The organism is Thalassotalea marina (assembly GCF_014656435.1).
GTDB lineage: Bacteria > Pseudomonadota > Gammaproteobacteria > Enterobacterales > Alteromonadaceae > Thalassotalea_C > Thalassotalea_C marina.
The window spans coordinates 590,410-602,098 of record NZ_BNCK01000003.1; the positions used below are offsets into that span (position 1 = coordinate 590,410).

At 39.9% G+C, this 11,689-nt stretch carries 13 protein-coding genes; 8 read left to right on the plus strand and 5 right to left on the minus strand.

The annotated features are described in order from the left end of the window. The first annotated feature begins 10 nt into the window (after positions 1 to 10). Positions 11 to 568: a DNA topoisomerase family protein gene (locus IE199_RS09120; protein ID WP_189769437.1), complete on the plus strand. Its 558-nt coding sequence runs from the start codon at positions 11 to 13 to the stop codon at positions 566 to 568. Positions 569 to 591: 23 nt separating this feature from the next. On the opposite strand, the gene IE199_RS09125 is transcribed toward IE199_RS09120, so the two are convergent. Further along, positions 592 to 1,752 (minus strand): 5-(carboxyamino)imidazole ribonucleotide synthase, encoded by a 1,161-nt coding sequence (locus tag IE199_RS09125; RefSeq protein WP_189769439.1) that lies wholly within the window; start codon positions 1,750 to 1,752, stop codon positions 592 to 594. A gap of 13 nt (positions 1,753 to 1,765) precedes the next feature. Then, positions 1,766 to 2,248, minus strand: a complete 483-nt coding sequence (purE, locus tag IE199_RS09130; RefSeq protein WP_189769441.1) for a 5-(carboxyamino)imidazole ribonucleotide mutase — start codon at positions 2,246 to 2,248, stop codon at positions 1,766 to 1,768. A 323-nt stretch (positions 2,249 to 2,571) separates the two neighbouring features. On the opposite strand from purE, the gene IE199_RS09135 reads away from it, so the two are divergent. The 4 genes from IE199_RS09135 (at position 2,572) to IE199_RS09150 (ending at position 6,147) form a co-directional block, all read left to right on the plus strand. Then, positions 2,572 to 4,203 carry an acyl-CoA synthetase gene (locus IE199_RS09135; protein ID WP_189769443.1) on the plus strand — a complete coding sequence of 544 codons (1,632 nt, stop codon included), beginning with the start codon at positions 2,572 to 2,574 and terminating at the stop codon, positions 4,201 to 4,203. 103 nt (positions 4,204 to 4,306) lie between these two features. Beyond that, positions 4,307 to 4,852, plus strand: a complete 546-nt coding sequence (tsaC, locus tag IE199_RS09140; protein WP_189769450.1) for an L-threonylcarbamoyladenylate synthase type 1 TsaC — start codon at positions 4,307 to 4,309, stop codon at positions 4,850 to 4,852. Next, on the plus strand, positions 4,849 to 5,757 hold the full coding sequence (gene hemF, locus IE199_RS09145) for an oxygen-dependent coproporphyrinogen oxidase (RefSeq protein WP_189769452.1): 909 nt from the start codon (positions 4,849 to 4,851) through the stop codon (positions 5,755 to 5,757). The genes tsaC and hemF overlap by 4 nt, the downstream gene beginning before the upstream one ends. 12 nt (positions 5,758 to 5,769) lie before the next feature. Then, positions 5,770 to 6,147, plus strand: a complete 378-nt coding sequence (locus IE199_RS09150) for a diacylglycerol kinase (RefSeq protein ID WP_189769454.1) — start codon at positions 5,770 to 5,772, stop codon at positions 6,145 to 6,147. A 5-nt stretch (positions 6,148 to 6,152) separates the two neighbouring features. Here IE199_RS09150 and IE199_RS09155 read toward each other — a convergent pair whose 3' ends face one another. Then, positions 6,153 to 7,982 carry a DUF3413 domain-containing protein gene (locus IE199_RS09155; protein WP_189769456.1) on the minus strand — a complete coding sequence of 610 codons (1,830 nt, stop codon included), beginning with the start codon at positions 7,980 to 7,982 and terminating at the stop codon, positions 6,153 to 6,155. A gap of 215 nt (positions 7,983 to 8,197) precedes the next feature. Here IE199_RS09155 and IE199_RS09160 point away from each other — a divergent pair, with 215 nt between their 5' ends. Continuing rightward, positions 8,198 to 8,893: an OmpW/AlkL family protein gene (locus IE199_RS09160; protein ID WP_189769458.1), complete on the plus strand. Its 696-nt coding sequence runs from the start codon at positions 8,198 to 8,200 to the stop codon at positions 8,891 to 8,893. 56 nt (positions 8,894 to 8,949) lie between these two features. Here IE199_RS09160 and IE199_RS09165 read toward each other — a convergent pair whose 3' ends face one another. Continuing rightward, complete coding sequence (locus IE199_RS09165) at positions 8,950 to 9,384, minus strand: group II truncated hemoglobin (protein ID WP_229854621.1); 435 nt, start codon at positions 9,382 to 9,384, stop codon at positions 8,950 to 8,952. A 21-nt stretch (positions 9,385 to 9,405) separates the two neighbouring features. Between IE199_RS09165 and aroE the strand changes: the two genes are divergently transcribed. Together aroE and IE199_RS09175 are read left to right on the plus strand one after the other, a co-directional pair. Beyond that, positions 9,406 to 10,221, plus strand: coding sequence for a shikimate dehydrogenase (aroE, locus tag IE199_RS09170; protein WP_189769462.1), 816 nt, complete (start codon positions 9,406 to 9,408; stop codon positions 10,219 to 10,221). Positions 10,222 to 10,223: 2 nt separating this feature from the next. Then, positions 10,224 to 10,457, plus strand: a complete 234-nt coding sequence (locus IE199_RS09175; RefSeq protein WP_189769464.1) for a hypothetical protein — start codon at positions 10,224 to 10,226, stop codon at positions 10,455 to 10,457. Here the strand turns inward: IE199_RS09175 and IE199_RS09180 are convergent, their stop codons facing one another. Further along, positions 10,458 to 11,003 (minus strand): gamma carbonic anhydrase family protein, encoded by a 546-nt coding sequence (locus IE199_RS09180; protein WP_189769466.1) that lies wholly within the window; start codon positions 11,001 to 11,003, stop codon positions 10,458 to 10,460. Between the last annotated feature and the right edge of the window lie 686 nt (positions 11,004 to 11,689).

An 11,689-nucleotide genomic window follows, 5' to 3' on the forward strand; every position in this document is an offset into this window, starting at 1 on the left:
GTAAAATTGTATGCCAACAAAGGATGATAGTTTATTTTCGCGCCATGAACATGCTTTAGAAAAAGCGTATGAGGTGTGTCCCCAATGTGGTAGTGAATTATCAATTAAACACAGTAAAGCTGGTGCTTTTTGGGGCTGTGCCTCTTACCCTAATTGCAAATATACACGACCAGTACACGAACAAGAAAAAATGGAAGCGCAAGTACTACCTGGAAGTGAATGCCCTGAGTGTGGTGCTGAGCTTGCGGTAAAACAAGGCCGCTACGGAATGTTCATTGGCTGTACCAACTTTCCAACTTGTCATCATATTGAGCATGAAGAGCACGAACAAGTGGCAGACGTTGTTTGTCCTCTTTGTAAAAAAGAGCACCTTATTGAACGTCAAAGCCGCCATGGCAAGACTTTTTATGCTTGTGATGGTTATCCTAAATGTAAGTTTGCTGTCAACCATCAGCCAGTAGCAGGGCAATGCTCTAGTTGCTCTTTTCCTTTGTTGTTAAAAAGACAAATGGCGTCTGGTGAAAAATTGCAGTGTGCCAATAAAAAATGTAATGCCTTCCAAAATTAAAAAAAGAGCTTAAAAGCTCTTTTTTATTTTGAAACTCGAGACAAATATTTCTTAGCAAATTGTGCAAGGTCGGGGAAAGCTTGGTCATCAAGAATGTTGGCTAATGCAACTAAGCGCTGCGCTAATTCTAACTCATCATGACCACTTATATTGATATGACCCATCTTGCGGCCGGCACGCTTTTCCTTGTCATACCAATGCATGGTTAAACTTGGTATTGCTAATACCTCGTTTGGCACTGTATCTTCACCTAAAATATTTACCATAGCTGTTGGACGAACTAAGTGAGTACTTCCTAATGGTAAGCCCGCTATTGCTCTTATGTGGTTTTCGAATTGACAAGTATCAGCACCTTGTTGAGTCCAATGACCAGAGTTGTGCACTCGAGGAGCAATTTCGTTCACCAATAATTGTTCACCTACTTGGAAAAACTCGATAGCGAGTACACCAACATAATTGAGTTTTTCGGTCAATTTAGCAAATACGTCTGCCGCTTGTTGTTGCAGGTTTTCTTGAATAGGAGCAGCAACAGATACACTCAATACACCGCTAGTATGATGATTTTCAGTAAGTGGATACACAGCTACTTCGCCATGAGTATTGCGTGCACCAACTAGAGAAACTTCACGGCTAAACGGTACCATCTGTTCAGCTACAATACCTTGAGGTACTAAAGATTTAGATTGAGCGATAAAGTCAGACATTTCTTGCCAAATGTTCTCAGCCTGATCTACTGACTTCATACGCCACTGGCCTTTACCATCATATCCTTCAAGCGCACTTTTAAAAATGATAGGTAACTCTAATTGTTCTATGGCTTGCTCGAAATCTTCTTTACTCTCGATCACCACATGTTTGGCGTTAGGCACTTGGCAAGATTCTAAAAGCTGTTTTTCAAGGCGTCTGTCACCACCAATTTTTATGGATTGGCTGCTTGGCAATAATTTGCCTGACGCTTCACATGTCGCAAGCGTATCATGTGCAACATGTTCAAACTCAGCGGTGATCACGTCAGCTTCTGCTATACCATGCGCTAAGTCACCATATACGTGAATTGGAGCAACAGGGTGAACAACAGTATTGCTGCGTACATCATATGCTTTTACGTCCATGTTAAGGGGAGAGCCAGCTAAGTCCATCATGCGAGCTAATTGGCCTGCGCCTAAAACCAAAACTTTTTTCATCGCCAGTATTTGCCTATTCTGCTGGGTTTGGGTTATTCAAAATATTGTCGGTTTGCTCTGTTCTGAACTTCTCGATGTTTGCCATGATAGTTTCGTCATGAGTGGCAAGAATTTGTGCTGCTAACAAACCTGCGTTTGCAGCTCCAGCGGTACCAATAGCTAATGTACCTACTGCAATACCTTTAGGCATTTGCACAATTGATAATAAAGAATCTTGGCCGCTAAGCGCTTTTGATTGAACTGGAACACCTAAAACCGGGAGAGGGGTGAAAGCAGCAGTCATGCCTGGTAGGTGAGCCGCTCCGCCAGCACCAGCGATGATAACTTTTAAACCACGTTCTTTTGCTGATTCTGCATATTCAGCCAATAAGTGTGGCGTTCTGTGGGCTGAAACAACTTTTGTTTCATATGGAACATTCAATAAATCCAGCATTTCTGCTGCATGCTGCATCGTAGGCCAATCTGATTTTGACCCCATGATAATACCCACTTTCATGATATATCACCCTGATAAATTAAATTAATAAATAATGGCAAACCGCCACCGTGAAAATAAGGCGCGCATTATACCTATGTTTAGCCCAATACGGAAATGCTACCAGTTAAATATTGCTCAAAAACACATCAATTTCATAAAGCAAAGCAGGCCACTAGACTAAAGCCGTATTTTGCTATTGAGTAAAATGTATACACTTATAGTGACTAAAAAAGGTAAAACCCAAATAAAAACATTACAAATATCATGTTATAGGATGAGATGAACTGATGGTCAAAATTTGAAGTCAAAGTTCAATAAAGCCTAGTATTGAGGAACGCACCATGCACAACATTTATCAACAAGGGCTAGATAAAGTCGCTGCTAACAGCCAACCTTTGTCTCCTTTGAATTTTTTAAACCGTACCGCAGATGTATATCCCGACAAAGTAGCGATTATTCATCAAGATCAAAACATTTCGTATCAAACATTTAGAGAAAATGTTCGCAGGCTAGCCTCTGCGCTTATAAAGCAAGGTGTAAAAACAGGAGACACTGTCAGTATCATCGCACCCAACATTCCTGCCTTTATTGATGCACATTTTGCCGTGCCTTTAACCGGTGCCGTATTAAATTCGATAAATATTCGCCTAGATGCGCAAGCGATTGCCTTTATTTTAGATCACAGCGAATGTGATGTTTTGTTAGTTGATACGGCATTTTCTCAAGTGGCTCGTCAAGCGCTGGCGCTATGTACCAGATCGCCTCTAGTAATTGACATTGATGATGAAAAGCTAGGCCAAGAGGCTTGTATAGGTCAGGTAGAATATCAGCAACTATTAACTCAAGGTGATGCAAACTTTGATGGCAACTTGATTCACGATGAGTGGCAAGCTCTCGCTCTTAATTATACTTCAGGAACAACAGGTAACCCCAAAGGAGTGGTGTATTCTCATCGTGGAGCTTATCTCAATGCCATGGGAAACAATATGATTTGGCCATTAAGTAATGAAGCTGTTTACCTGTGGACATTACCACTATTTCATTGCAATGGCTGGTGTTTTCCGTGGACCATAGTCGCTATGGCGGGCACTCAAGTTTGTTTACGACAAGTTGAAGTGAATGCCATGTTAACTGCGATGAAAACACATAACGTAAGCCATTTTTGTGGTGCGCCTATTGTGCTGAATATGATTTTAAACGCCGATGAAAATTTACACCAGGGGTTACCGAGAGGGATTAAAGTGATGACGGCTGGAGCGCCGCCACCTGCTGCAGTAATTAAAGGTATGGAAACGCTTGGTTTTGATATTACTCAAGGGTACGGTTTAACGGAAGTTTATGGTCCTTGTGTGGTTAGTGAATGGAAAAGTGATTGGGATAACCTTGATGACGACACTAGAGCAGCATTAAAAGCCAGACAAGGCGTACGTTATCCAACACAAGAAGAAGTTGATGTATTAGATCCAGACACTATGCAGCCAGTACCAGCTGACGCAGAAACTATTGGCGAAATAATGTTTCGCGGTAATACCACCATGAAAGGTTATTTGAAAAATGAAACCGCCACAGAGCAAGCTTTTAAACATGGTTGGTTCCACTCTGGCGATTTAGCGGTGAAACATCCTGATGGCTTTATTGAAATACGAGATCGCTCCAAAGATATTATTATTTCTGGTGGTGAAAACATTTCATCGGTAGAGGTAGAAAGTGTGCTTTATCGCCATCCAGCGGTGATGGAAGCGGCTGTTGTCGCTCGTCCTGATGAAAAGTGGGGTGAATCACCATGTGCCTTTGTTGGCTTAAAAGCGGGAAAACAAGCAACGGAGCAAGAACTCATTGCATTTTGTCGTGAACATATGGCCAACTTTAAAGCGCCAAAAACAATAGTATTTAGTGAGTTACCAAAAACCTCAACCGGTAAAGTACAGAAGTTTGTTTTACGCGAGAAAGTTAAACAACTGTCGACAGAATAGTTATTAGAGTTGGTATTAGTTTAACTATTTACAGATGATTGACTGTAAAGTTAGTTGAAACCCTTTATAATCGCTGCAGTTTGTTTTGTAACCATTAAAGTTTATGACCACTGCAGTATCTGTATTTGAACAAGGCGGGGTTATTGCGTATCCAACCGAGGCAGTATTTGGCTTAGGTTGTGATCCTGATAACCAAGCCGCTGTTGAAAAAATCCTCAAAATAAAAAACCGCCCGGTAGAAAAAGGCTTAATATTGTTAGCTGGCGACTACCAGCAATTAAAACCTTACGTCGACGAAAGCAAATTACCTGCTGATGTTAAGCAACAAATGTTAAGTCGTTGGCCGAATGGAGTAACACAAGTTGTGCCTGCTAGCAGTAAAGCTAAGCCGTTTTTAACTGGCCAGTTTTCTACTATTGCCATTCGTGTTACTACTCAAGCCGATGTTGTCGCACTTTGCCAACAAACAGGTAAACCTATCGTTTCTACCAGTGCCAACTATTCGGGTGAAGAGCCGGGTAAGAGCTGGCAAACAGTTGAGCAAGACTTGGGGAGTGCGGTTGATTTCATTATAAAAGGTGACACATTAGGATTTACAAAGCCTTCGACCATTATTGATGCATTGACAGGAGAAACATTCCGCTCATGAGCCAAGCTAATTTAGAACAAGTAATTGCTTTTTTTCAGCAACTTCAAGACAACATTTGTCATGCGTTAGAGCAAGCAGATGGAGGCGCTAAGTTTGTAGAAGACACCTGGACTCGTGAAGAAGGCGGCGGTGGCCGAACTCGGGTATTAACGAATGGACATGTAATTGAGCAAGGTGGCGTAAACTTTTCTCTTGTATCAGGCAATAAATTACCACCATCGGCTACAGCGCATCGCCCTGAGTTAGCGGGGCGCAGTTGGCAAGCTTGTGGTGTGTCTTTGGTTATTCATCCTAAAAATCCTTTTATTCCTACATCTCATGCAAATGTTCGCTTTTTTATCGCTGAAAAAGAAGGTGAAGAGCCTGTTTGGTGGTTTGGAGGTGGATTTGATTTAACACCATTTTATCCTATTGATGAAGACGTTATTCACTGGCATCAAACAGCAAAAGACTTGTGCCAACCGTTTGGAGATAATGTATATCAAGATTATAAAAAGTGGTGTGACGAATACTTTTATCTAAAACACCGTGATGAAACTCGTGGTGTGGGTGGCTTGTTTTTTGACGACCTTAATCATTGGGAGTTTGATCGATGTTTTGACTTTGTTAAGGCGGTCGGACAAGGATACATAGATGCATATGTGCCTATTATTAACAAACGTAAATCACATGCATTTGAAGAAAAGCACCGTCAATTCCAATTGTACCGCCGCGGTCGTTATGTCGAGTTTAACTTAGTGTTTGACAGAGGCACATTATTTGGCTTGCAATCAGGTGGTCGCACAGAGTCCATTTTAATGTCAATGCCACCTTTAGCGAGATGGGAATACAATTATCAGCCTGAACAAGATAGTGAAGAAGCACAATTACAAAACTATTTAGTTCCGCGAGATTGGTTAGCGTAAGGTAAAATATCCATGACAGAGAAAAATAAAAAAGGGCACTTGGAGCGTTTGCTACCCGCTACTAAAAATAGTTGGCTTGGTTTAAAGGCTGCCTACAAATATGAAATTGCTTTTAGGCAGGAAGTGTTTTTGTTTTTGGTACTGTTTCCTGTGGCAATATATATTGCAGATAGTTTTGTTGAATTTGCCATTTTAATATCAGCAATAATGGCAATTATGATCACAGAATTATTAAACTCGGCCGTTGAAGCTGCAATTGATCGCATTGGATTAGAAAGGCATCAACTAAGTGGCAGAGCCAAAGATCTAGGCTCCGCCGCAGTGTTTGTTGCCATTACATATTTTGTAATCGTTTGGGGTTATAAAATATTCACCCTTTTGGCTAATTAGCCGTTTTAGCGATAAAAGCGGGACATGTGATGTAACGCTTTTTGCATTTCTACCATATTGGGGGCGGCCAACTCTTGTTCTTGGTACTCTTGATTGTATATGGTGAAATTGCCGTATCTATCTAATTCATATAAATATCGATTGTCGTTGATAGCGTAATATCCTTTGCGACCTAATATAACACTTTCACGTTGAGGCTTTTGGTCAAACAAAGAGTGACCAATACCCATTTGTTCCAATGGCGTTTCATCTTTAAATAACGTCTGCATAAACGTCGGCACAAGATCAACATGGCTAGTTAGCCGATCAACTTTAGCTGGTTGTTTACCAGGCCAATATACAATCATGGGTACTTGGGTTTGAAAGCGTGAAAAGTTGCTGTTGTGTCCCCAAAATCCCTGTTTGCTGTCATTAAACTCTTCACTGTGATCGCCAGTGATCACGACTATAGTGTTGTCTAAGTCCTGCTCAATAACATCAAATACTTTAGCCAGTTGAGTATCAATAAAATGTACTGCGTTGCGATATAGATTGAAAAATGGCTCCCGATTATACTCTGGGCTTAACGCCATAAAGTTAGGTTCTTCAAGTGCTGGCTCAAATATTTTGGGGTAATCAGCAGGGTGTGAAAATCCATGTGCTGCATCTAAAAACAGTATATTAAAAAAAGCTTTTTCAGGTTGATAGTCGTCAATAAGACTATTAACAGCATCAATATCTCGTTGCCACGCCGTTTTGCCTTTTGAATGTGTCCTTAAGCCTTTAACTGATGAAAATAGCGTTTGATCAAATTCTGGCATGGTTAGTTTAGCACTGGCATAAACTTGGGTTTGGTAATCATTTGCTTGAAAGCTTTGATAAATAGCAGGCACAGTATTGTCACTAAGCACATCATCCCAGTAGCTACCTGGTAAACCGTAAAACAACGAGAACATCCCATGCCTAGTGTTATTACTACCACTATAATGGTTGGTAAACTGTATGCCCTGTTGACTAAATTTATAGGTATTAGGCATGTTTTGTGGGGTTAGGGTATCGGGACGCCACGCATCAATAATAATCCACAACACATTAGGTTTTTGTTGTAGCTTGTGTTGACTGTCAATAACGTTTGGATAGGACAAGCTTCCACGTTGATTACGCATCTTTAACATGGCTTGCTGTTTATGTGCTTCTATATCTAATAGGCCGTATTTAGCCATTAAACGTTTGGCTGTTGCGGGGTAGGCAAGCGGTAAGTATTTAGCCTGCTGAGTAACATCTTTAATAAAAAGACCATCTGCCCATACATGTATAATATTGGCACTGAAGTAACAGCTAAATATAGTAATGGCGATTGGCTTTGTGATTGGGTTAAATCGCTGAGCAAGTTGAGTGGCCGCATAAATTAAACTTAGCTGCAAACAAAACACCCCAATAATTGTGGCTGCTATTTTTGCCCACATTGTTATGGGAAAGCTTATTACTTCATTACCTCCTGCAACAAAAAGCTCTACCACCATAAAATTAATATGAAATCGGTATTGTTGGTAAACAAACGTATCGGCAATTAACAAGGTTATACCCAGTGTTGCATAAATAGCGACAACAAAACGCTGTGCCAGTACTGCTTGTTGGATAAATGCTAAAAATATTAAAGGCAGCATGGCTAAAGAGAGCAATAACCCGTTATGACCAATACTATGGGTCAGTGAAAATAATGCGCCAAGGGTTGTTTCTGGCCAGCCGTGAATCTGGTAATACTGAGTCGAAATCGTAACGACTAAAACAAGGTTAAATACAAAATATAAGGAAAACCAACGGAGGAAACTAACTTGCGAATAAATCTGTTGCACGAGAAATCAGACACATTGTTATGATTAAAGGTGTTGTATTGTAAGAAGTTAATTTACAAGAGGGTTAGACGAAAAATGTTAACAACTATTTAATATTGTAATAATTCTGTGTGAAAGTGTCAGAACCTTGCGTCAGGTCAAATAAATGCTCAATGAACAGCGATAAGATAGCGTCATTAAAATTAATCATGCAAATGAAACACTAGGAAATGCTCATGAAAAAAACACTTATTGGCGCGGTATTATGTTCTTTGTTATCTCCATTAGCTTTAGCTGGTAATGCTGGCGATATTTATGTTCGCGGCGGTTTAACTAATGTAACTCCGGATAGCGATAAAGCTGGCGTTTATGTTGAAGCGTTAGGTGGAAACACTCCTCTTTCAATTTCAGTTGACGACAACACACAACTTGGTTTGAACTTTGTTTACTTCTTAGATAAGAACTGGGCTGTAGAAGTACTCGCAGCAACTCCGTTCTCACATGACGTAACAATCCATGATCCAAAAGGTATTTCACCAGGTGTATTTAACACTAATGTTAACGGTGCAACTTTAGGTGAGGTGACTCACTTACCACCAACAGTAAGTGCTTTATACTACTTTGACACTAGCTCAGCGTTTAAACCTTATGTTGGTGTTGGTTTGAACTACACAATCTTCTTCGACGAAGAATTTTCTAAAGCACCTAAATCATTAGGCTTTAACGACTTAGAATTAGACAGCTCTTTTGGCTACGCTTTGCAAGTTGGCGCAGACTATCACCTTGATGACAACTGGCACATCAATGCTTCTGTTCGTTACATTGATATTGACACTGAAGCTAACTTCAAAATTGGTGATGCAATCAAAGGCTCTGCAGATGTTGATGTAGATCCTATGGTTTATTCACTAATGATAGGTTACAAATTCTAAAATAACCTCCCGTGAAAGTTAAAACCACCTAAGCTGAATAAGCAAAGGTGGTTTTTTTATGGATGATTAACCATATGCAACGCAAGTTGACCAAAGGCTTGTCGTAAATGATCTTTTAATTGTTTATCTTCTACGGTTTTATTCATTGCATTGTTCATGCATAACATCCAAAGTTCAGCTTGTTTCTTTGTGACCTTTACATGCATGTGCCTTTGTCTTAGTCGGGGATGACCATACTTTTCTTCAAATAATGGTGGGCCGCCCATCCATCCAGAAAGGTACTGAAAAAACTTCTCTCTAATATTGTCTAGAGGAAGTTGATGAATGGCTAACAATTCTTGTAAGTGGGGGTTGGTTTCCATTTCGTCATAAAAAGCATTGGCTAATGCTTTGACACCAACTTCACCACCTATCATCATATAAGGAGTATTACTAGGAGATAACATTTTAGACTTGTTTGTTTTCTGTAAAAGCTTTTTAATGCCAAACAAAACGACAACCTTCATTCAATTATGGATAAATACGCTGTTTTTGGAAACCCAATCCAACACTCAAAATCGCCGCAAATACACAGCATGTTTGCTCAGCAAACTGAACAAGCGCTAGAGTATACTGCAATACAGGCAGAGCTAAATGATTTTTCAGGCGCAATTGCCAAATTTATTGCCCAAGGTGGTAAAGGTTGCAATGTAACAGTACCTTTTAAAGAGCAAGCATTTAAAATTGCAGATCAAGTATCTGAGCGCGCTCAGTTGGCGCAAGCGGTCAATACCTTTGTATTTAATGACGATGGAACCATCATTGCCGATAATACCGACGGTGCGGGGTTGGTTGAAGATCTTAAAGCAAATAAAGCACCTCTAACAGGAACTGTATTGTTGATTGGGGCTGGTGGTGCAGCGCGCGGCGTAATAAAACCTCTGCTAGACAGCGGGGTTTCGTCGTTAGTGATTTGCAACAGAACTCATGAAAAAGCTATTGAGTTGGCAAATCATTTTGCACCTTATGGAAAGGTTGAAGCATTAGCGATTGAGCAGTTAGATAATATGGTGTTTGATTTGGTGATCAATTCTACCTCAGCTAGCTTAACGGATGAACTACCTCCAGTACCAGCTAGTATTTTTTCTACAAAAACCTTTGCATACGATATGGTATATAAAAACCAGCTGACCTCTTTTTGTCAGTGGGCATTAAAAAACAACTGCTTAAAAGCCGTAGATGGATTGGGTATGTTAGTGGGGCAGGCAGCAGTCGCTTTTGAACTGTGGCGTGGCGTTATGCCAGAAACTATTAATGTGTTAGCGCAACTAAGAAATGGATCAGAATAAAAATGAACCAAGCTATTTTATTTAATGACGACTTAGTATTTGATGAAGAAGCACAGGCATGGAAGATGTCTGGCATATTGTCAGGTGAGTTAATACAAGTTTATTTTCACTCACCGACACTAAAACATACGACAAGTATTGATAACTGTACCAAATATGATTTGGAAGAGATCACCGAACTTTGGTTGGAAGATAACGAACCTGAGCACGGTGAAATACATATTTACCAGCCGTAGCTATAGATTCTCTTCTAAATACTCATTTTTAGTGACAATGTAATTTAACGCTGACTCTTTTAAGAAAGCTAGTTCTGCATCTTTAAGGGGTCTAGCTTCTTTCATTGGATTACCTACATAAAGATAACCGCTGCGCAATGTTTTATTAGGTGGTACGACGGTACCTGCACCGATAAAAACATCATCCTCGATAACAGCGCCATCTAAAATTATCGAACCCATTCCAACCAACACTCGATTGCCAATAGTACATCCATGCAACATACATTTATGACCAATAGTGACATCTTCGCCTATTGTTAATGGAAAGCCATCAGCATGCGTGTTGGAAGACCGGGTTACATGTAAAACCGTACCATCTTGGACGTTGGTTCTATCGCCAATGGTTATTTTATTAACGTCGCCTCTTGCGGCGACTAGTGGCCAAACACTAACTTCTTCGCCCATAGTAATATCGCCAACGAGTACCGCACTCTCGTCGATGTAACTTTTTGGCCCAACTGTGGGCACAATGCCTTTATAAGGTCTTAATGGATTATTAGCCATTTTCGATCTCTCATTTAATTTGTTTAGGTTCTTTATTAAAAAGACTACGTTGAAAACACATTTAATGCCAACAGCAATTATATAAAGCTAAATTTTGTAAAATGCATTTAGAAGTAGTAAATGAGCATTAAAAACCCAATTTATGCCTAATTATTACCAGAAATGCTGAGGTTTGTATGAAAATCCATCGAACAGTTAGTTGATTGAAAAAAGGTGTTGACGGCGAGATAAAAATCCCTAAAATGCGCATCCACTTCTCGGGGACAAGCCAAGAAGCAGTTTTGATAAGTTTAGTTAAGTAAATACCTGACAAAACAATCAACCAAACTTGAAAAAATAAAATAAAGTTTTTTAAGAAAAGTGTTGACATCAAAACTGAGATGCGTAAAATGCGCATCCTCGCTTGAGGCAACGGCCACAAGCAACATTGATAAGCGAATGTGACTTATCAATTTATTCGAAAGAATAAGTTCTTTAACAATTAGTTATCATGCAATTTGTGTGGACACTCACAGTGATGATGTTTTACCAGTAGCTTAGGCTATCAAAAACTAACTCAGTGAGGTTCATGCAAAAACTACTTTTATAAGTTTTATTTGTACAGAATTCATTGAGTCGCACTTAGGTGCACAAACGATTTTAATTGAAGAGTTTGATCATGGCTCAGATTGAACGCTGGCGGCAGG

Excerpts from the sequence above, each read along its gene's own strand:
- IE199_RS09125 (WP_189769439.1), bottom strand. The coding sequence starts at position 1,752 with ATGAAAAAAGTTTTGGTTTTAGGCGCAGGCCAATTAGCTCGCATGATG.
- aroE (WP_189769462.1), top strand. The coding sequence starts at position 9,406 with ATGGATAAATACGCTGTTTTTGGAAACCCAATCCAACACTCAAAATCG.
- IE199_RS09175 (WP_189769464.1), top strand. The coding sequence starts at position 10,224 with ATGAACCAAGCTATTTTATTTAATGACGACTTAGTATTTGATGAAGAA.
- IE199_RS09120 (WP_189769437.1), top strand. The coding sequence starts at position 11 with ATGCCAACAAAGGATGATAGTTTATTTTCGCGCCATGAACATGCTTTA.
- tsaC (WP_189769450.1), top strand. The coding sequence starts at position 4,307 with ATGACCACTGCAGTATCTGTATTTGAACAAGGCGGGGTTATTGCGTAT.
- purE (WP_189769441.1), bottom strand. The coding sequence starts at position 2,248 with ATGAAAGTGGGTATTATCATGGGGTCAAAATCAGATTGGCCTACGATG.
- IE199_RS09150 (WP_189769454.1), top strand. The coding sequence starts at position 5,770 with ATGACAGAGAAAAATAAAAAAGGGCACTTGGAGCGTTTGCTACCCGCT.
- IE199_RS09160 (WP_189769458.1), top strand. The coding sequence starts at position 8,198 with ATGAAAAAAACACTTATTGGCGCGGTATTATGTTCTTTGTTATCTCCA.
- hemF (WP_189769452.1), top strand. The coding sequence starts at position 4,849 with ATGAGCCAAGCTAATTTAGAACAAGTAATTGCTTTTTTTCAGCAACTT.
- IE199_RS09135 (WP_189769443.1), top strand. The coding sequence starts at position 2,572 with ATGCACAACATTTATCAACAAGGGCTAGATAAAGTCGCTGCTAACAGC.
- IE199_RS09180 (WP_189769466.1), bottom strand. The coding sequence starts at position 11,003 with ATGGCTAATAATCCATTAAGACCTTATAAAGGCATTGTGCCCACAGTT.